Genomic DNA, 20,829 nt, shown 5'->3' with positions numbered 1-20,829 from the left:
TTCTCACTTATTATTTCTTACCAGTTTTACCTTCTTTTCTTCTTATAACTTCATTTTCATATTTGATTCCTTTACCCTTGTATGGTTCAGGTTCTCTCCATGATCTGATGTCAGCTGCTACAGCACCAACTTTTTCTTTGTCGATACCTTTAACTACAACTTTAGTTGCAGCTGGAACTTCAAAAGTTACGCCTTCAGTTGCTTCTATTTCAACTGGATGTGAGTATCCAAGGTTCATAACTAATTTTTTACCTTGAAGTTGAGCTCTGTAACCAACTCCAATTAATTCTAATGTTTTTTGATAACCAGCACTTACACCGATAACCATGTTGTTTATTAACGCTCTAGTTAATCCATGTAAAGCTCTGTGTTGCTTATCATCGCTTGGTCTTGTTACAACCACTTGGTTGTCTTCCACAGCTATATTTATGTCTTTGTGCATAGCTTTCACTAGCTCACCCTTAGCACCCTTTACTGTAACAACGTTGTCTGGTGTTACAGTAACAGTTACGCCAGCAGGGATAGCTATTGGTAATCTACCAACTCTTGACATAATTGCACCTCCTGTTTTTTGGCTTACGATAGTTAATATTTATTTCAATCTACAATCTAGCTAATTTTCAATCTTGGTAAAATTTCATACTACCAAACGTAGCAGATAACTTCTCCACCTAATCCTAATTTTCTAGCTTCTCTATCAACAACGATTCCTTTTGAAGTTGATATTATAGCTATTCCTAATCCATTTAATACCTTAGGAATTTCATCACTCTTACAATATACTCTTAAACCTGGTTTTGATATTCTCTTAAGACCAGTTATTACTCTCTCTTTGTTTGCTCCGTACTTAAGAGTTAATCTTAGCATTGGTACAACACCATCGTTATACTCTTCTATGTTCTTAATATAACCCTCTTGTAATAATATATTTGCAATAGCCTTCTTTACGTTTGAAGAAGGTATTTCTGTTACTTCGTGTTTAACAGCATTTGCATTTCTTATACGTGTTAGCAAATCTGCTATTGGATCTGTCATAACCATTATATTGTGCCTCCTTTCATTACATCAATAAATTACCAGCTTGCCTTCTTACAACCAGGAATTTCTCCTTTGTAAGCAAGTTCTCTGAAGCAAATACGGCAGATTCCGAATTTCTTTAAAACTGAATGTGGTCTTCCACATAATCTACATCTTGTATAGGCTCTTGTGCTGTACTTAGGTGTCTTTTTCCATTTTTCGATCATTGCCTTACGTGCCACGATATCCCCTCCTTATTATTGAGCAAATGGCATACCTAAGAATCTTAATAATTCTCTTGCTTCTTCGTCTGTTTTAGCAGTTGTTACGAAGATTATATCCATTCCTCTTACTTTATCAACTTTATCATATTCAATTTCTGGGAATATTAATTGTTCTTTAATTCCTAGTGAGTAGTTTCCTCTTCCATCAAATGACTTATCTGAAACTCCTCTGAAGTCTCTAACTCTTGGTAAAGCTATTGATACTAGCTTATCTGCGAATTCATACATCATTTGCTTTCTTAAAGTAACTTTACATCCTAATGGCATGTTTTCTCTTATCTTAAAGTTAGCAACTGACTTTTTCGCTCTAGTTAACACCGGCTTTTGTCCTGTTATTAAAGTTAGGTCGGCTACAGCTGATTCTAAAACCTTTTGGTTTTCTTTAGCTTCTCCTACACCCATATTTATTACGATTTTTTCAAGCTTTGGAACTTCCATCACGTTCTTATATCCAAACTTATCCATCATTGCTTGAACTACTTCTTTTTCAAACTTTTCTTGTAGTCTTGGCATCATATGAATTACCTCCTTTCAAATATTAGAATGTTTCCTTGCAATGTTTGCACACTCTTACTTTTGTTCCATCTTCTAATAATTTATGGCTTATTCTTGTTGCTTTTTTACACTTAGTGCAGTATAACATTACTTTTGAGCTGTAAATTGGAGCTTCACTCTTAACTATACCACCTTGCATGTTCGCTCTGCTTGGTTTTTGATGTCTGCTAACTATGTTAACTCCCTTTACAAGTACTTTACCGTTCTTTGGCATTACAGCTAAAACTTCACCGATTTTTCCTTGGTCTTTTCCTGATATGACAACTACAGTGTCGTTCTTTCTTACATGTACCTTCACCTTAGCCACCTCCTATTCTAAAGAACTTCTGGTGCTAATGATAAGATTTTGTTAAATTCTTTATCTCTTAGCTCCCTAGCAACTGGTCCGAAGATACGAGTTCCTCTTGGTTGCTTATCATCTTTAATTATAACTGCAGCATTTTCATCAAACTTAATGTATGAACCATCTGCTCTTCTTAATCCTTTTACTGATCTAACTATAACAGCTTTTATAACGTCACCTTTTTTAACAACTCCGCCTGGTGTTGCACTTTTAACGCTAGCAACTATTATATCGCCGATATTACCGAACTTTCTCTTTGATCCACCTAACACTCTGATACACATTATTTCCTTAGCACCAGAATTATCTGCAACTTTTAGTATGGATTGTTGTTGTATCATAGAATTAACCTCCTTTCAGTTTCCAAGCTAACTATTTAGCCTTTTCAACTATCTCAACTAGTCTCCATCTTTTATCTTTTGATAATGGTCTAGTTTCCATTATTAATACTCTATCGCCAATTCTTGCTTCATTCTTTTCATCATGAGCTTTGAATTTAGTTGTTCTGTTAACAGTCTTTCCATATAGTGGATGTCTAACCTTAGTTTCTATAGCAACAACTATTGTTTTATCCATCTTATCTGAAACTACTTTACCTATTTTCTTTTTTCTTAATCCTCTTTCCACAGGACTTACCTCCTTTCAGCATTACTGCTCAAAAGCTTTTAATTCATCTTCTCTGATTATAGTCTTTATTTGAGCGATTGACTTCTTTACTTCTCTGATTCTCATTGGGTTTTCTAATTGTCCAGTAGCTAATTGGAATCTTAGGTTGAATAATTCAGCCTTAAGATCATTTAGCTTGCCTTTTAAATCTTGAGGATTGCTTGTTCTTAATTCTTTTAACTCTCTAGCTTTCATTATTCTTCACCACCCATTTCCTCAAAATCTTTTCTTGTAACGAATTTAGTTTTTACAGGTAGTTTGTGTGATGCAAGTCTCATAGCCTCTCTAGCTACTTCCTCTTGAACACCTGATAATTCAAATAATACTCTACCTGGTTTAACTACTGCTACCCAGTATTCTGGTGATCCTTTACCAGAACCCATTCTTGTTTCAGCTGGTTTTTCAGTAACTGGCTTATCTGGGAATATCTTTATCCAAAGTTTTCCGCCTCTTCTTATATATCTATTAATTGCTATTCTCGCAGATTCTATTTGGTTGCTTGTTACCCATCCACATGTTGTAGCTTGAATTCCAAAATCTCCGTAAGCTAAGAAATTCCCTCTTGTAGCCTTACCTTTCATTCTACCACGTTGAACCTTACGATGTTTTACTCTTTTAGGCATTAACATGGTTAACTCCTCCTTTCCTACGCGTTAGCTTCTTCTTTTTCTACTTTTTCGACTTTCTTTGTTGGAAGTACTTCTCCATTGTATACCCAAACCTTAACACCGATCTTACCATAAGTAGTATCAGCTTCAGCAAAACCATAATTTATGTCTGCTCTTAAAGTTTGTAGTGGAATAGTTCCTTCATGATAAAATTCAGTTCTAGCGATTTCTGCTCCACCTAATCTTCCGGCACATGCAGTTTTAACACCTTTAACGCCAGATCTCATAGCTCTTTGAATTGTTTGCTTCATTGCTCTTCTGAATGATATTCTCTTTTCTAATTGAGAAGCTATGTTTTCAGCCATTAATTGAGCATCAGCTTCAGCATTTTTAACCTCAACTATATTTATCATTACATTCTTTTGAGCTATTATTTTAGCTAACTTCTTCTTTAAAGCTTCTATTCCTGATCCACCTTTGCCTATTACGACACCTGGCTTAGCAGTATATATATTTAATTTTACTCTTTTAGCAGCTCTTTCGATTTCTATCTTTGAGATTCCTGCTGAGTAAAGTTCTTTTTTAACGAATTCTCTGATCTTTACATCTTCTACAAGATTATCTGCAAAGTTTTTCTTATCAGCATACCACTTTGCGTTCCAATCTTTGATAACACCGACTCTTAATCCATGAGGATTTACTTTTTGGCCCACTCTATTTCCCTCCTTCTAATTAAGCTCTTTCTCTAACTACAAGTGTGATGTGGCTTGTTTTCTTGTTTATTCTGAATGCTCTACCTTGAGCATGTGGTCTGAATCTCTTTAATGTTGGTCCTTGACCTACATGAGCTTCAGCAACAAATAATGCATTAGCATCTAAGTTATTATTATTTTCCGCATTGGCAACAGCTGATTTTAATACTTTGTTTATAACAACAGCTGCATCCTTTGGAGTGTATTGTAATATAGCGAAAGCTTCATTTACATTTTTTCCTCTTATTAAATCAAGAACTACTCCTACTTTGATAGGAGACATTCTTACATATTTAGCTATAGCTTTAGCCTCCATATTATGTTCCTCCTTTCCAGACTGATTACTTTCTCTTTGATGTTTTTTCTGTATCTACGTGTCCTCTATATGTTCTAGTTAAAGCGAATTCTCCAAGTTTGTGTCCAACCATATCTTCGCTTATATATACAGGAACGTGTTTTCTTCCATCATGAACAGCTATTGTATGACCTATCATTTCTGGGAAAATTGTTGATGATCTTGACCAAGTCTTAACAACTTTCTTGTCTCCAGCTGCGTTCATTTCTTCTATTTTCTTCATAAGACCTGCATGCACAAAAGGTCCTTTTTTAATTGATCTACTCACTAGAATTGCCTCCCTTCATAAACCTTTATGGTCTAAGCGATGAAGAGAAATTTCATTCTCTTCATACTACTTATCGTTTCTTCTCTTAATAATAAATCTATCTGAATACTTCTTATGCTTTCTAGTTTTATATCCAAGAGCTGGTTTACCCCATGGAGTAACTGGTGAAGGTCTTCCGATTGGTGATCTACCTTCTCCACCACCGTGTGGGTGATCGCAAGGGTTCATAACAGAACCTCTAACTGTAGGTCTCCATCCCATATGTCTCTTTCTACCAGCTTTACCAACTTTTATGATTTCATGAGTTAAGTTTGAAACAGTTCCGATTGTAGCTCTACATTCGATTCTAACGTATCTCATTTCACCTGAAGGTAATCTTAAAGTAGCATAATTTCCTTCTTTAGCCATTAATTGAGCAGCAGTACCTGCTGATCTAACCATTTGGCCACCTTTACCAGCTTGTAATTCTATATTGTGTACAAAAGTACCAACTGGTATATTCTTTAATTGAAGAGCATTACCTGGCTTGATATCAGCCTCTGCTCCTGATACTATAACATCTCCAACTTTTAATCCAACTGGAGCGATTATGTATCTCTTTTCACCATCAGCATATACAACTAATGCAATGTATGCTGATCTGTTTGGATCATATTCTATAGTAGCAACTTTTGCTGGAACTCCGTCCTTATTTCTCTTGAAATCTATAATTCTATATTTTCTTTTAGCACCACCACCGTGATGTCTAACAGTTATTTTACCTTGAGCATTTCTACCGCCAGTTTTGTTTAAAGAAACAAGAAGTGATCTTTCTGGTTCATTTGTAGTTATTTCCTCAAATGAAGCAACAGTCATGTGTCTTCTTGATGGGGTAGTAGGTCTAAACTTTTTAACTGCCATCTAAAATTCCCTCCTTCTTTACGCTTATCAGGCCTCAGCCTATACCTGCTATATTATTGCATTCCTTCGAAAAATTCTATATTCTTGCTATCAGCAGCTAATTTAACAATAGCTTTCTTATAGCTTGCTCTTTTTCCTACGTGAACGCCTACTCTTTTAGTTTTTCCTTCAACTCTCATAGTTTTAACATCTTCAACTTTAACGTCGAAAATTTCTTCAACAGCTTTCTTTATTTGAACTTTGTTAGCTGTATTATGAACTATGAAGGTGTATTTCTTCTCTGCCATTGCTGCCATACTTTTCTCAGTTACAACAGGCTTTCTAATTATATCATGGCTAGTTAGATTCATTATGCGTACACCTCCTCAACTTTAGCTACTGCATCTTTAGTGATGATTAGCTTCTCATACTTTAATAAGTCATAAACGTTGATGTTGTTTACTGGAAGTACTGTTACTCCCTCTATATTTCTAGCTGATTTAAATACATTTTCGTTTGATTCAGCAGTTATTATTAATGTTTTCTTTGCTTCGAAAGCATTTAACATTTTAACTATTTCCTTAGTCTTAGGTGCTTCTAATTCTAAGTTTTCTAAAACGATCATGTTATTGTCAGCAACTTTGCTTGTTAAAGCTGAAAGCATAGCTACTCTTCTCATTGTCTTTGGTATTGACATTCTATACTCTCTTGGCTTTGGTGCAAAAACAACTCCTCCATGTATCCATTGTGGAGCTCTTATTGAACCTTGTCTAGCTCTACCAGTTCCTTTTTGTCTCCATGGCTTTATTCCACCACCTGAAACCTCTGATCTAGTCTTAGCTGATTGAGTTCCTTGTCTTTTGTTAGCTAATAATGCAACAACTACTTGGTGCATAGCGTATTGGTTGATTTCAACTCCGAACACTTTATCATTTAATTGGCAATCTCCAACTTTTTGTCCTTCTCTGTTAAATAATCCTACTACAGGCATTCTTCTTCCTCCTTTCTAACAGAATTAAGCCTTAACTGTATCTCTTATTACGATGATACCCTTGTTAGGACCTGGTACTCCACCTTTTATTAAGATAATGTTTTTATCTGCCATTACCTTAACAACTTCTAGGTTTAATACAGTAGTATTTACTGCTCCCATGTGTCCTGGCATTCTCTTATTTTTGAAAGTTCTTGATGGATCTGATGAAGCTCCCATTGAACCTACTGCTCTATGGAACTTAGAACCGTGTGACATAGGTCCTCTGCTTGCATTCCATCTCTTAATTGTACCTTGGAATCCCTTACCTTTTGAAACTCCTGATACATCTACTTTTTCTCCTGCTTCAAATACGTCAGCTTTTATTTCTTGACCTACTTCGTAAGCAGCAACATCTTCTAATCTGAATTCTTTAAGAGTTCTTCTTAATGAAACTCCAGCTTTAGCAAAATGTCCTTTTTTTGGTTTGTTAACTAATTTTTCTCTTATGTCTCCAAATCCAACTTGTATTGCTTCATAACCATCTTTTTCGATAGTTTTCTTTTGAGTAACAACGCATGGACCTGCTTCTACTACTGTTACAGGAACAACCTTTCCGTTAGCATCGAATATTTGAGTCATTCCAATTTTCTTTCCTATTATAGCCTTTTTCATGTGCTTACACCTCCTAAACTTATTAGCGGATTGTAGTGTTTACAATCATAATAGTTCAAAATCAAACATCAATCTAATTTAGTAATTATAGCTTTATTTCGATATCAACACCAGCTGGTAAGTTTAATCTCATTAAAGCATCAACTGTCTTAGGTGATGGATTAACTATATCTATTAATCTCTTATGAGTTCTTATTTCGAACTGTTCTCTTGAATCTTTATACTTATGAACAGCTCTTAGGATAGTTATTACATCCTTCTCTGTTGGTAGTGGCACTGGACCAGCAACCTTAGCTCCTGTTGACTTTGCAGTCTCAACGATTTTTTCAGCTGATTGATCTAATATTACGTGATCAAAAGCCTTTAATCTTATTCTTATTTTTTGTTTTGACATTATGGTTTCCCTCCTTTTCATGTACGCTTTACTTCTAACGCACAACAGCGGATCTTCTGTAAACTGCTCCAGGTGTTTCATACTTTTTGAAACAGAAATACAAAATCCCTGTCGTCGGATTCTAGATCCTGACATACTCATCAAGAATTACCCGGAAGTCCGGCAACCTCTTGATTCATCGCTGTTTGCTCTGCAACTTCTTCATTATACTATGAATCTAACTACAATTCAAGTATTTTTTACATATGATTTCGCACTTTTTTTCTATTAAATAACACTTTGATTATTATAATTTTTTTCATATTAATTTTCAATAGTTTTTTAAAAAAATTTTTATTTATTTATTTTTATATACACTTCTTCAATTCATATTTCTATTAATTCGTAATTCATTTTTTAATAATTAATTATATTTATTTAAATTCTTGACTTATACTAATATTGATATTCAAAATTTTAAAAATAAAAAAAAGTAGTATAGAAACGTCTTTCTATACTACTTCTTTATAAAGGCCTTTTTTTGAACTTCATAAAGCCTCGCGCTTAGCTTTATGCTTTTAGTATATATACTAAAATTATTCCCTTATAATTTCTAAAACTTTTTCTACTGCGCTTAGAATAATTTTAAAAATTACTTAGGCATAAATTCCCGTTAGTTCTACGGTACCAAATAATTATAATTAATTTTTTAAAATTTGTCTATAAGATATTCTAAAATATTTTAGTGAGTAATAAATTACTCTATTATTTTAGTAACAACTCCTGAACCTACTGTTCTTCCGCCTTCTCTTATAGCGAATCTTAATCCTTCGTCCATTGCTACTGGAGTTATTAATTCAACGTTCATGTCGATGTGGTCTCCAGGCATTACCATTTCCATTCCTTCTGGTAACTTGATTGATCCTGTTACGTCTGTTGTTCTGAAATAGAATTGTGGTCTGTATCCATCAAAGAATGGTGTATGTCTTCCACCTTCTTCTTTCTTAAGTACGTATACTTGACCTACGAACTTGCTATGTGGGTGTACTGAACCTGGTTTTGATAATACTTGACCTCTTTCGATTTCTGTTCTTTGGATTCCTCTTAATAGAGCTCCTATATTATCTCCAGCTTGTGCTTCATCTAGTAACTTTCTGAACATTTCTATTCCTGTTACTACTGTCTTCTTCTTATCTGGGCTTAATCCTACTACTTCTACTTCGTCTCCAACGTGAAGAATTCCTCTTTCAACTCTTCCTGTTGCAACTGTTCCTCTACCAGTGATTGTAAATACGTCTTCTACTGGCATTAAGAATGGCTTATCTGTTGCTCTTTCTGGTGTTGGGATGTAGCTATCTACTGCTTCCATTAACTCTAATATTGGAGCTATTGATTTTTCATCTGTTGGGTTTTCTAATGCTACTAATGCTGATCCTTTTATTACTGGAATGTCATCTCCTGGGAAGTTGTATTCGCTTAATAATTCTCTAACTTCCATTTCAACTAATTCTAATAACTCTTCGTCATCTACCATATCTGCTTTGTTTAAGAATACTACGATGTAGTCAACTCCAACTCTTGATGCTAGTAGTATGTGCTCTCTTGTTTGTGGCATTGGACCATCTGCTGCTGATACAACTAAGATTGCTCCATCCATTTGTGCTGCTCCTGTTATCATATTCTTTACATAGTCAGCGTGGCCTGGGCAGTCTACGTGAGCATAGTGTCTGTTCTCTGTTTCATACTCAACGTGTGCTGTATTGATTGTGATTCCTCTTTCTTTTTCTTCTGGTGCCTTATCTATTTCGTCGTACTTGAACGCATCTGCAAATCCTCTGTTTGCTAATACTGTTGTTATTGCTGCTGTTAATGTTGTTTTACCGTGGTCAACGTGTCCTATTGTTCCAATGTTAACGTGTGGTTTACTTCTTTCAAATTTAGCTTTTGACATTGTAAATTCCTCCTTCTTTTTGGGAAAATATAATTTATATCTTTATATTAAAGGAACTTTAAAGTTCCTTTAATATTATTATTTATTTCTGTTTCCTGCTACTTGCTCTTGTATGCTCTTTGGTACTTCTTCATAGTGATCAAATACCATTGAGTAAGTTCCTCTACCTTGAGTTCTTGATCTTAATGTAGTAGCATATCCAAACATTTCTGATAATGGAACGAATGCTCTAATAACTTGAGCTCCGTTAACTGCTTCCATTCCTTCAATTCTTCCTCTTCTTGAGTTTATGTCTCCCATAACGTCACCCATATACTCTTCAGGAACTGTAACTTCAACCTTCATTGATGGCTCAAGTAGAACTGGTTTTGCTTTAGCCATTGCATTTTTAAATGCCATAGATCCAGCAATCTTAAATGCCATTTCTGATGAGTCAACTTCATGGTATGATCCATGAACTAACTTAACTTTGAAGTTAATTGTTGGATATCCAGCAATTATACCGCTTTGTGAAGCTTCTTGAATTCCGTTATCGATAGCTGGAATGTACTCTCTTGGAATAGCTCCTCCAACAATTGCGTTTTCGAATACATATTCTCCTTCTGTTGGTTCCATTTCGATAACACAGTGACCGTATTGTCCTTTACCACCTGATTGCTTAGCATACTTAGCTTCAGCTTTAACAGCTTCTCTAATTGTTTCTTTGTAAGCAACTTGTGGAGCACCTACGTTACACTCAACTTTGAATTCTCTTTGTAATCTATCTACAATGATTTCTAGGTGAAGCTCACCCATACCAGCGATTATTGTTTGACCTGTTTCTTGGTCTGTATAAGTCTTGAATGTTGGATCTTCTTCAGCTAATTTAGCTAAAGCTAAGCCCATTTTTTCTTGACCAGCTTTTGTCTTTGGCTCTATAGCAACAGATATAACTGGTTCTGGGAATTCCATTGATTCAAGTACTATTGGGCAATCTTCTGAACATAAAGTATCACCAGTTGTAGTGTTCTTTAGTCCGATTATTGCTCCTAATTCACCTGCTTCTAACTCTTGAACTTCTTCTCTAGTGTTAGCATGCATTTTAACAAGTCTTCCGATTCTTTCTTTCTTACCCTTTGTTGAGTTTAGAACGTATGATCCACTGTTCATAACTCCTGAGTAAACTCTTGTGAATGCTAATTTACCAACGAATGGGTCAGTAGCAATCTTAAATGCTAAAGCTGCCATTGGCACATCATCAGCTGCTTCTCTTGAAGTTTCTTCACCTTCTAAAGTAGTTCCTTTTACAGGTGGAATATCTAATGGTGATGGTAAGTAATCAACAACACCATCAATCATTTCTTGAACACCCTTATTCTTGTATGAAGAACCACAGATACATGGTACTATTTGGTTAGCTATAGTAGCTTTTCTTAAAGCAACTTTTAACTCTTCTAGAGTTATTTCTTCACCTTCTAAGTATTTCATCATTAATTCTTCATCAGTTTCAGCAATAGCTTCTATCATCATGCCTCTGTATTCTTCAGCTTGATCTTTTAATTCTGCTGGTACTTCAGTTTCTTCTATTTCAGTACCTAAGTCATTCTTGTGAACTATTGCTACATTTCTCATTAAGTCAACTAAACCAACGAATTGATCTTCTTGACCTATTGGAATTTGGATTGGAACTGCATTAGCTTTTAATCTTTCTCTTACAGTGTTTATACATCTGAAGAAATCAGCACCTGTTGCATCCATTTTATTTACATAAATCATTCTTGGAACACCATATTTGTCTGCCTGTCTCCAAACAGTTTCAGTTTGTGGTTCAACACCACTCTTTGCATCTAATACAGTAACTGCTCCATCAAGAACTCTTAGTGATCTTTCAACCTCAACAGTGAAGTCTACGTGTCCTGGAGTATCTATTATATTTAACTCATAGTTTTTCCAGAAACAAGTTGTTGCAGCAGAAGTAATTGTTATACCTCTTTCTTGCTCTTGAACCATCCAGTCCATTGTAGCTGCACCTTCATGAACTTCACCTATTTTATGACTTTTACCAGTATAGAATAATATACGCTCTGTAGTTGTTGTTTTACCAGCATCTATATGAGCCATTATTCCAAAGTTACGGAACTTTTCTAAAGGATATTTTCTAGCCATTTAAGTTTCCTCCTCTCAAGTTAAGTTTCTTAATTTAATTTTAATAGTTTATTTAAATTCAACAAAACTGCTTTGGCATAAACCATGCCAAAACAGTTCCTTGTATTAGTATCTGTAGTGAGCGAATGCTTTATTAGCTTCAGCCATTCTGTGAGTATCTTCTCTCTTCTTAACAGCTGCTCCAGTATTATTAGCGGCATCCATTAATTCTGCTGCTAATCTTTCTCTCATGTACTTTTCGCCTCTGCTTCTAGCTGCAGCTAGAATCCATCTGATACCTAATGTCTGTCTTCTCTCTGGTCTAACTTCTATTGGTACTTGATAGTTTGATCCACCTATTCTTCTCGCTTTAACTTCTAGTAATGGCATTACGTTGTTCATAGCTGTTTCAAAAACCTCTAATGCTTCGTTGCCAGTTTTTTGTTGCATTATTTCAAATGCATCGTAGCATATTTTTTGAGCTACTCCTTTTTTACCGTCTTCCATTAAGCTGTTTACTAATTTAGTTACAACCTTTGAATTATAAACTGGATCTGGTAATACGTCTCTTTTTGCAATATGTCCTTTTCTTGGCACTTTTCTTCCCTCCTTAACATACTAATTTAAGTTCATCGGTACTCGACAAATCTTGTTGTCGCAAAGCGCTCTGACTTCTGCAATCTATATAATCTATACAAACTTCATAATCTATATAAAATCTATGTAAATGCTGAAGGCATAGCACTAATCAATTTAACCTACAAATCTTATTTTTGCTTTGGTTTTTTAGCACCGTATTTTGATCTTCCTTGCATTCTGTTAGCAACACCTGCTGAGTCTAATGCTCCTCTAACAATGTGATATCTAACACCAGGAAGGTCCTTAACTCTACCACCTCTTATAAGAACAACGCTGTGCTCTTGTAAGTTGTGTCCTACACCTGGGATGTAAGCTGTAACTTCTATTCCGTTTGTTAATCTAACTCTGGCAATTTTTCTTAACGCTGAGTTAGGCTTCTTTGGAGTAGAAGTTTTAACTACAGTACAAACTCCTCTCTTTTGTGGGCACTCTTTAAGTGCTGGTGAGTTTGATTTAGCTGCTACTGTCTTTCTGCCTTTTCTTACTAATTGGCTAATAGTTGGCATTCTTTTCACCTCCTGAGATTTTATAAAATATCTATATAATGTTTAAGATATTAACTATCTAATCCATTAGTAGTGTGGCTGCCGAACCAACATCTATACCACACATTTTACCTAATTCTTTCATAGTGTTTACATATTTAACTTCAACACCATGACTTTTGGCCAAACTTACTAGTGGATCTATTTTTTTCTTATCAGCATCTTGAGCTACATATAAGATTCTACCTTCGCCATTCTTAATCGCTTTAGTAGATTGCTTAATACCAATAAGTTTTTTTCCTAAAAGTCTGTCTATCATGGACATTACCCCCTTATATCAGTAACATCAAGGCAAAGCTAGGCTTTGCCTTTATTATCATGTAGACAAGTTAATCCCTTTAGTACTATTTTAAATCACACAAACTGTATTTTATCATCTAAGCTTTTAGAAGTCAATAAAATTAATTTGTTATTCTTCAATGTCATTAGCAATTTCTTTTTCTGCTAAATTATTGTCTGTATTTAATTTTACTGATCTATATCTTAACATTCCAGTACCTGCTGGAATTAACTTACCAATTATGACATTTTCCTTTAATCCAACTAATGGATCTATTTTTCCCTTGATTGCTGCATCAGTAAGAACTCTTGTAGTTTCTTGGAATGATGCTGCTGATAAGAAACTATCTGTAGCAAGTGATGCTTTAGTAATTCCAAGAAGAACTTGTTCTCCTTGTGCTGGCTCTCCGCCTAATTTAGCTATTGCTTCATTAGCCTCTTCAAAATCAAAGATATCAATCATTGTTCCTGGAAGTAATTCAGTATCTCCTGATTCTGTTACTTTTACTTTTCTTGTCATTTGTCTAACTACAACCTCTAAGTGCTTATCATTGATATCAACACCTTGCAGTCTATAAACTTTTTGAACTTCTGATAGTAAGTATTCTCTTGCTCCATGAACACCCTTAATATTTAAGATATCATGAGGATTAACTGAACCTTCTGTTATTTCATCTCCAGCTTCAATAAATTCACCATCACGAGCTTTTAATCTTGAACCGAATGGTATTTCATAGCTGTGCTCTTCTCCCGCTTCTGTTGTTACAAAAACAGTTCTCTTTTTCTTTGTTTCCTCAACTCTTACCATACCTGAAACTTCTGAAACTATAGCTAATCCCTTTGGCTTTCTAGCTTCAAATAATTCCTCAACTCTTGGAAGACCTTGAGTTATATCTGCTCCAGCAACTCCACCTGTATGGAATGTTCTCATTGTAAGCTGAGTTCCTGGCTCACCGATTGATTGAGCCGCTACTATACCAACTGCTTCACCGATATTAATCTTCTTAGCAGTTGCCATATCCATACCATAACATTTAGCACATACACCAAATTTTGAATTACAAGTAAATACTGATCTAATTTTAACTTTTTTAACTCCTGCTGCCTCAACTTTTTCAGCCATATCTGGTTCAACATAAGTTTGTGCTGGAACTATAACTTCTCCTGTTTGAGGATTAATTACATCTTCAGCTGTATATCTTCCTGTAATTCTTTCTTTTAGTCCTTCGATTACTTCGCTTCCCTCTTTTATCTCTGAAACAACAATACCTTTTTCAGTTCCACAATCATCTACTCTAACAATAACATCTTGTGATACGTCAACAAGTCTTCTTGTTAGATATCCTGAGTCAGCTGTCTTAAGAGCTGTATCGGCATTACCCTTTCTAGCTCCGTGAGTTGAGATGAAATACTCAAGAACATCTAGACCTTCTCTAAATGATGCTCTGATTGGTAACTCGATAATCTTACCAGATGGATTAGCCATAAGACCTCTCATACCGGCAAGCTGTTTAATCTGTGACTTAGAACCTCTGGCTCCAGAGTCAGCCATCATGAATATTGGATTAAATCTATCCAAACTATCCATAAGTGCATCTGCAACATCCTCAGTTGTCTTAGTCCACTTATCTATTACCTTCTCATATCTTTCATCTTCTGAAATAAGTCCTCTTCTATATTTCTTTTCAATTTGCTCTACTGTTTGATCTGCTTCTCTTAATAGTTCATATTTTCTCTCAGGAACTATCATATCTGATGCAGCAACTGTAACCGCACCAACTGATGAATAATGATATCCAGTAGCTTTTATTTTATCAAGCATTATAGAAGTTTTTGTTGGACCATGTTGCATATAGCATTTATCTATTATTTTTCCTAATGACTTTTTAGTTATTAAGAAATCAACTTCTAAATTAAATTCTTCATCAGGATTTTGTCTATTAACAAATCCTAAGTCTTGAGGAATTGATTCATTGAATATTATTTTACCAACTGTAGTATCGATGATTCCTGATCTTGTAACGCCATCCACATCTCTAAAGACTCTAACTTTAATTTTTGCATGTATATCAATTTCTTTTAATTGATATGCCATTAAAGCTTCTTCTACAGATGAGAATACACTACCTTCTCCTTTAGCACCATCTTTATCCATTGTTAAGTAGTAAGATCCAAGTACCATATCCTGAGTAGGTACACATACCGGTTTACCATCTGATGGCTTCATGATGTTACCTGCAGCTAACATTAAAAATCTAGCTTCAGCTTGTGCTTCAACTGATAACGGAACGTGTACTGCCATTTGGTCTCCATCGAAGTCAGCGTTGTATGCTGTACATACAAGAGGATGAAGTTTAATTGCTCTACCTTCAACTAAAACAGGTTGGAAAGCCTGAATTCCAAGTCTGTGTAGAGTCGGAGCACGGTTAAGTAATACTGGATGATCTGCAATGACTTCTTCAAGTACATCCCATACTTGAGGCATTACTCTTTCAACCATTCTCTTAGCACTCTTTATATTATGTGCAACACCATCTTGAACTAACTTTTTCATAACAAATGGTTTAAATAATTCTAAAGCCATTTCCTTTGGAAGTCCACATTGATACATCTTAAGTTCTGGTCCTACAACTATAACTGATCTACCAGAATAGTCAACTCTCTTACCAAGAAGGTTTTGTCTAAATCTACCTTGCTTACCCTTAAGCATATCTGATAATGATTTAAGCGGTCTATTTCCTGGTCCAGTAACCGGTCTACCCCTTCTACCATTATCTATTAATGCATCAACAGCTTCTTGAAGCATTCTCTTTTCATTTCTAACTATTATGTCTGGTGCTCCAAGGTCTAATAACTTCTTAAGTCTGTTATTTCTATTTATAACTCTTCTGTATAAATCATTTAAGTCAGAAGTAGCAAATCTTCCTCCATCAAGTTGAACCATAGGTCTTAAATCTGGTGGAATTACAGGTATTACATCTACTATCATCCATTCAGGTAAATTTCCTGACTTTCTGAATGACTCAACTACTTCTAATCTTCTTATAATTCTTACTTTCTTTTGTCCAGTACTTGTTTTTAACTCTTCTTTAAGTTCTGCTGAAGTTCTTTCTAATTCTATTTCTGAAAGCAATACTTTTATAGCTTCTGCTCCCATTCCTGCAACAAAACTTTCCTCACCATACTTATCTACAGCTTCTCTATACTCTTTTTCATTAAGTAATTGCTTTTTAAGTAATGGTGTTTCCTTTGGATCTATAACTACATAAGATGCAAAGTAAAGAATTTTTTCTAATGATCTTGGTGACATATCAAGGATTAATCCCATTCTTGATGGAATTCCTTTGAAGTACCAAATGTGAGATACAGGGGCAGCAAGTTCAATATGCCCCATTCTCTCTCTTCTTACTTTGGCCTTTGTGACTTCGACTCCACATCTATCACAAACTATTCCCTTATATCTAACTCTTTTATATTTTCCACAATGACATTCCCAGTCTTTTATAGGTCCAAATATTCTTTCACAGAATAGACCATCTCTTTCTGGCTTTAAAGTTCTATAGTTTATTGTCTCAGGTTTTTTTACTTCTCCTCTAGACCATTCTCTGATCTTTTCTGGAGATGCTAGCCCTATTTGTAACGCATCAAAATTGTTTAATTCAAACAAGGGTATATCCTCCCTTCACTATTAGTGTTGATCATTGAAATCATCAAGCTCTAAATCTGTATTTAGCTCTTCAAAATCTATATTTTCATAGTCTATTTCATCGTCTTGCTCTTCATTTGTAGTGTAGCTATCGTCTGATTCTACTTCTACATCTGCAACTTGAGGTAAATCTTCTGAACCTTCGATATTTACTTCTAGCTCTTCTGAATCTTCTTCTACAGATTCCTTTAATTTCACTTCTTCATTAGCTTCATTTAATACTTTAACATCTAAGCATAAAGCTTGAAGTTCTTTTATAAGAACCTTGAATGATTCTGGAACTCCTGGTTCTGGAATATTTTCACCTTTGACAATTGCTTCGTAAGTTTTAACTCTACCAACAACGTCATCTGATTTAACTGTTAATATCTCTTGTAATGTATGAGCAGCACCGTATGCTTCTAATGCCCAAACTTCCATCTCACCAAATCTTTGACCACCAAATTGAGCTTTACCTCCAAGTGGTTGTTGAGTAACTAATGAGTATGGGCCAGTTGATCTTGCGTGTATCTTATCGTCAACTAAGTGAGCAAGTTTTAAGATATACATTATACCAACTGTTACACGGTTATCAAATGCTTCTCCAGTTCTACCATCATAAAGTACAGTCTTTCCATCTGGATTATATCCCGCATCTGCTAAACATTGTTCTATATCTTGTTCTGTAGCTCCATCAAATACTGGAGTAGCTATATGCCATCCTAGTTGTGAAGCTGCCCATCCTAAGTGAACCTCAAGTACCTGACCGATGTTCATACGTGATGGAACTCCTAGTGGATTTAAGCATATTTGAAGTGGTCTTCCATCTGGTAAGAATGGCATATCTTCCTCTGGTAATACCCTTGAGATAACCCCTTTGTTACCGTGACGTCCAGCCATCTTATCTCCAACAGAAATCTTTCTCTTTTGAGCAATGTAACATCTTACAAGTTCATTAACTCCTGGTGGAAGTTCATCTCCATTTTCTCTAGTAAATACTTTAACATCTACTATTATTCCAGCTTCTCCATGTGGAACTCTTAATGATGTATCTCTAACTTCTCTAGCTTTTTCACCAAATATAGCTCTAAGAAGTCTTTCTTCTGCTGTTAATTCTGTCTCTCCCTTAGGAGTAACTTTACCTACTAAAATATCTCCTGATCTAACTTCAGCACCAATTCTTATGATACCTCTATCATCTAGATCTTTAAGAGCATCTTCACTTACATTAGGTATATCTCTTGTTATTTCCTCAGGTCCTAGCTTAGTATCTCTAGCTTCACATTCATATTCTTCAATGTGAATAGATGTAAATACGTCTTCTCTTACTAATTCTTCTGAAATTAGCATAGCATCCTCGTAGTTATATCCTTCCCAAGTTATAAATCCCATTCTGATATTTTTTCCTAATGCGATTTCTCCTAAATCAGTTGATGGACCATCAGCTAATACTTGATTCTTCTTAACTTCTTCGCCCTTAGACACTATAGGTCTTTGGTTTATGCAAGTACCTTGGTTACTTCTCTTGAATTTAAGAAGCTTATAAGTATCTGTTCCTCCATCACTATCTCTTTTAACTCTTACCTCATTAGCTGAAACATAGGTTACAACACCTGCGTTTTTAGCCTTTGGTAATACTCCTGAATCTACTGCCGCCTTATATTCGATTCCTGTACCAACAATAGGTGCTTGTGGTTTTAATAGAGGAACTGCTTGACGTTGCATGTTTGATCCCATCAGAGCTCTTGATGCGTCATCATTCTCAAGGAATGGTATCATAGCTGTTGCTACTGATACTATTTGTCTTGGAGAAACGTCCATTAAATCAACATCTTCTCTTGGAACAACTAAAACATCTTCTTGATCTCTTACTGTAACTTTTTTATCTAAGAATCTTCCTTCTTCATCTAAAGGCTCCTTAGCTTGAGCTACTAGATATTGATCTTCTTCATCAGCTGTGAAGTATCTAATTTCATTAGTTACTACTCCAGTCTTTTTATCAACTATTCTATATGGAGTTTCTATAAATCCATATTCATTAACTTTAGCATAAGTTGCTAATGAGTTTATAAGACCTATATTTGGACCTTCTGGAGTTTCTATAGGACACATTCTACCATAGTGTGAGTGGTGAACGTCTCTTACTTCGAATCCAGCTCTTTCTCTTGAAAGTCCTCCTGGTCCTAAAGCTGATAATCTTCTTTTATGTGTTAACTCTGATAATGGATTTGTTTGATCCATGAATTGTGATAACTGTGAACTACCAAAGAATTCTTTAATAGCTGCAGCTACTGGTCTTATATTTATTAAAGCTTGAGGAGTTATTCCTTCTTGGTCTTGAATAGTCATTCTTTCTTTAACTACTCTTTCCATTCTTGAAAGACCAATTCTAAATTGGTTTTGAAGAAGTTCTCCAACGCTTCTTAATCTTCTATTTCCTAAATGGTCAATGTCATCTACATAACCAATATTATGTGCTAATCCTAATTCATAGCTTATTGTAGCAAATATATCATCTTTGATAATATGCTTTGGTATAAGTCTATGCATATTCTTTTTAATTTCTTCTTTTATAGAAGCTTCATCTGAGTAGTTATCTAATATTTCTCTTAATATTGGATAATGTACTAACTCTTTGATGTGTAAATCTTCAACATCAAAGTCGACATGCTTATGTATGTCAACAAAATGATTGCCTATAACTCTAACTATCTTATCATCAACAATTATATCAACTACATTAATGCCAGCATTTTGAATTGTTTCTGACATTTCTCTGTCGATTTTTTCTCCTTTACCAACTAGTATTTCACCAGTTTCAGGATTAACTATATCATCTGCTGCGATTTGATTAGCTATTCTTAAGCTTATAGCAAGCTTCTTATTAAATTTGTATCTACCTACTCTTGATAAATCATATCTTTTTGCATCAAAGAATAATGAATCAATCAACGCAATTGCGCTATCAACAGTTGGTGGTTCACCTGGTCTTAATCTCTTATAAATTTCTAATAAAGCTTCTTCTTTAGTCTTTGTATTATCTTTATCAATTGTTGCTTTAAATCTTTCATCTTCTCCAAAATATTCAACAAGTTCTTGGTCACTTCCAAAACCCATTGCTCTGGCTAAGATAGTGATAGGAAGCTTTCTTGTTTTGTCTATTCTAACATAGATTATATCGTTAGAATCTGTTTCATATTCTAACCAAGCACCCCTATTAGGAATTACTGTTGAAGTAAATAACTTCTTTCCACTCTTATCTACAGCATCACTATAGTATACACCTGGTGATCTAACAAGCTGTGAAACTATAACCCTCTCAGCACCATTTATAACAAATGTACCTTGTTCAGTCATTAATGGGAAATCTCCCATAAATACTTCTTGTTCTTTGATCTCACCAGTTTCTTTGTTTTGAAGTCTTACTGCAACTTTTAGAGGAGCAGCATAAGTTGCGTCTCTTTCTTTACATTCTTCAACTGAGTACTTAATATTATCCATATCAAGTTTATAACCTACGAATTCAAGTACAAGATTCCCTGTAAAGTTTGATATTGGGTTTATGTCATCAAAAACTTCTTGAAGACCTTCATCCAAAAACCACTTGTAAGAGTCTAATTGTACTTCAATTAAGTTAGGCATCTCTGCAACTTCTTTTACCTTTGCAAAGCTCATTCTTGTTCTTTTTCCAACTTGGACAGGATGTACCATCAACTTTCACCCCTTGTATAAACTAAAATAACCAATAAACATGCTGTTTTTTTCATGTTATTGGACGAATACATTGCATTTTATTATTTTGCCTATTTTTGTTGTTTTAATTCAGTTTTTTCCTTTTTTTTAGAAAAAATTCCTATTAAA

The 20,829-nt window shown here is 34.8% G+C and carries 24 protein-coding genes; all 24 read right to left on the bottom strand.

Features of this window, described 5'->3' with window-relative positions; genetic code table 11:
• Positions 1–10: 10 nt before the first annotated feature.
• Positions 11–553 (bottom strand): 50S ribosomal protein L6, encoded by a 543-nt coding sequence (gene rplF, locus BUA70_RS02505; protein ID WP_072892677.1) that lies wholly within the window; start codon positions 551–553, stop codon positions 11–13.
• An 89-nt stretch (positions 554–642) separates the two neighbouring features.
• Complete coding sequence (rpsH, locus tag BUA70_RS02500) at positions 643–1,041, bottom strand: 30S ribosomal protein S8 (protein WP_072892674.1); 399 nt, start codon at positions 1,039–1,041, stop codon at positions 643–645.
• 32 nt (positions 1,042–1,073) lie between these two features.
• Positions 1,074–1,259 (bottom strand): type Z 30S ribosomal protein S14, encoded by a 186-nt coding sequence (locus tag BUA70_RS02495; RefSeq protein WP_072892672.1) that lies wholly within the window; start codon positions 1,257–1,259, stop codon positions 1,074–1,076.
• 15 nt (positions 1,260–1,274) lie between these two features.
• Positions 1,275–1,817, bottom strand: a complete 543-nt coding sequence (gene rplE / locus BUA70_RS02490; protein ID WP_111944866.1) for a 50S ribosomal protein L5 — start codon at positions 1,815–1,817, stop codon at positions 1,275–1,277.
• A 22-nt stretch (positions 1,818–1,839) separates the two neighbouring features.
• Entirely contained in the window at positions 1,840–2,154 is a 315-nt protein-coding gene (rplX, locus tag BUA70_RS02485) for a 50S ribosomal protein L24 (protein ID WP_072892670.1), read from the bottom strand.
• Positions 2,155–2,171: 17 nt separating this feature from the next.
• Complete coding sequence (rplN, locus tag BUA70_RS02480) at positions 2,172–2,540, bottom strand: 50S ribosomal protein L14 (protein WP_072892668.1); 369 nt, start codon at positions 2,538–2,540, stop codon at positions 2,172–2,174.
• Between the two features lie 31 nt (positions 2,541–2,571).
• On the bottom strand, positions 2,572–2,826 hold the full coding sequence (gene rpsQ / locus BUA70_RS02475; RefSeq protein WP_072892665.1) for a 30S ribosomal protein S17: 255 nt from the start codon (positions 2,824–2,826) through the stop codon (positions 2,572–2,574).
• A 21-nt stretch (positions 2,827–2,847) separates the two neighbouring features.
• Entirely contained in the window at positions 2,848–3,060 is a 213-nt protein-coding gene (gene rpmC / locus BUA70_RS02470; RefSeq protein WP_072892662.1) for a 50S ribosomal protein L29, read from the bottom strand.
• Positions 3,060–3,494 carry a 50S ribosomal protein L16 gene (gene rplP, locus BUA70_RS02465; RefSeq protein ID WP_072892659.1) on the bottom strand — a complete coding sequence of 145 codons (435 nt, stop codon included), beginning with the start codon at positions 3,492–3,494 and terminating at the stop codon, positions 3,060–3,062. Before rplP ends, rpmC begins: the two co-directional genes overlap by 1 nt.
• A gap of 17 nt (positions 3,495–3,511) precedes the next feature.
• Positions 3,512–4,186, bottom strand: a complete 675-nt coding sequence (gene rpsC, locus BUA70_RS02460) for a 30S ribosomal protein S3 (RefSeq protein ID WP_072892658.1) — start codon at positions 4,184–4,186, stop codon at positions 3,512–3,514.
• 19 nt (positions 4,187–4,205) lie between these two features.
• A complete protein-coding gene (rplV, locus tag BUA70_RS02455) occupies positions 4,206–4,541 on the bottom strand; it encodes a 50S ribosomal protein L22 (RefSeq protein WP_072892657.1) in 336 nt (111 codons plus the stop codon).
• A 25-nt stretch (positions 4,542–4,566) separates the two neighbouring features.
• Entirely contained in the window at positions 4,567–4,848 is a 282-nt protein-coding gene (rpsS, locus tag BUA70_RS02450) for a 30S ribosomal protein S19 (RefSeq protein WP_072892656.1), read from the bottom strand.
• Positions 4,849–4,914: 66 nt separating this feature from the next.
• Positions 4,915–5,748 carry a 50S ribosomal protein L2 gene (gene rplB, locus BUA70_RS02445; RefSeq protein WP_072892655.1) on the bottom strand — a complete coding sequence of 278 codons (834 nt, stop codon included), beginning with the start codon at positions 5,746–5,748 and terminating at the stop codon, positions 4,915–4,917.
• Positions 5,749–5,801: 53 nt separating this feature from the next.
• Positions 5,802–6,098 carry a 50S ribosomal protein L23 gene (gene rplW / locus BUA70_RS02440; protein WP_072892654.1) on the bottom strand — a complete coding sequence of 99 codons (297 nt, stop codon included), beginning with the start codon at positions 6,096–6,098 and terminating at the stop codon, positions 5,802–5,804.
• Positions 6,098–6,718 (bottom strand): 50S ribosomal protein L4, encoded by a 621-nt coding sequence (gene rplD / locus BUA70_RS02435; protein ID WP_072892653.1) that lies wholly within the window; start codon positions 6,716–6,718, stop codon positions 6,098–6,100. The genes rplW and rplD overlap by 1 nt, the downstream gene beginning before the upstream one ends.
• Positions 6,719–6,742: 24 nt before the next feature.
• Positions 6,743–7,372, bottom strand: coding sequence for a 50S ribosomal protein L3 (gene rplC, locus BUA70_RS02430; protein ID WP_072892652.1), 630 nt, complete (start codon positions 7,370–7,372; stop codon positions 6,743–6,745).
• Between the two features lie 85 nt (positions 7,373–7,457).
• Positions 7,458–7,766 carry a 30S ribosomal protein S10 gene (rpsJ, locus tag BUA70_RS02425; protein WP_072892649.1) on the bottom strand — a complete coding sequence of 103 codons (309 nt, stop codon included), beginning with the start codon at positions 7,764–7,766 and terminating at the stop codon, positions 7,458–7,460.
• Positions 7,767–8,502: 736 nt separating this feature from the next.
• Positions 8,503–9,696: an elongation factor Tu gene (gene tuf, locus BUA70_RS02420; RefSeq protein ID WP_072892615.1), complete on the bottom strand. Its 1,194-nt coding sequence runs from the start codon at positions 9,694–9,696 to the stop codon at positions 8,503–8,505.
• Positions 9,697–9,774: 78 nt separating this feature from the next.
• Complete coding sequence (gene fusA / locus BUA70_RS02415; RefSeq protein ID WP_072892647.1) at positions 9,775–11,841, bottom strand: elongation factor G; 2,067 nt, start codon at positions 11,839–11,841, stop codon at positions 9,775–9,777.
• A gap of 105 nt (positions 11,842–11,946) precedes the next feature.
• Entirely contained in the window at positions 11,947–12,417 is a 471-nt protein-coding gene (gene rpsG / locus BUA70_RS02410; protein WP_072892644.1) for a 30S ribosomal protein S7, read from the bottom strand.
• Positions 12,418–12,587: 170 nt separating this feature from the next.
• The gene (rpsL, locus tag BUA70_RS02405) at positions 12,588–12,965 is read right to left on the bottom strand and encodes a 30S ribosomal protein S12 (protein ID WP_072892642.1); all 378 of its coding nucleotides are present in this window, start codon (positions 12,963–12,965) and stop codon (positions 12,588–12,590) included.
• 58 nt (positions 12,966–13,023) lie between these two features.
• Entirely contained in the window at positions 13,024–13,263 is a 240-nt protein-coding gene (locus BUA70_RS02400; RefSeq protein WP_072892639.1) for a ribosomal L7Ae/L30e/S12e/Gadd45 family protein, read from the bottom strand.
• A gap of 150 nt (positions 13,264–13,413) precedes the next feature.
• Complete coding sequence (gene rpoC / locus BUA70_RS02395; protein WP_072892637.1) at positions 13,414–16,950, bottom strand: DNA-directed RNA polymerase subunit beta'; 3,537 nt, start codon at positions 16,948–16,950, stop codon at positions 13,414–13,416.
• 21 nt (positions 16,951–16,971) lie between these two features.
• On the bottom strand, positions 16,972–20,679 hold the full coding sequence (rpoB, locus tag BUA70_RS02390) for a DNA-directed RNA polymerase subunit beta (protein ID WP_072892635.1): 3,708 nt from the start codon (positions 20,677–20,679) through the stop codon (positions 16,972–16,974).
• Between the last annotated feature and the right edge of the window lie 150 nt (positions 20,680–20,829).

This window comes from Clostridium fallax (assembly GCF_900129365.1).
Lineage (GTDB): Bacteria > Bacillota > Clostridia > Clostridiales > Clostridiaceae > Clostridium_AH > Clostridium_AH fallax.
The sequence above is the reverse complement of the archived record's forward strand: the minus strand, read 5'-3'. Positions and strand labels throughout refer to the sequence as shown.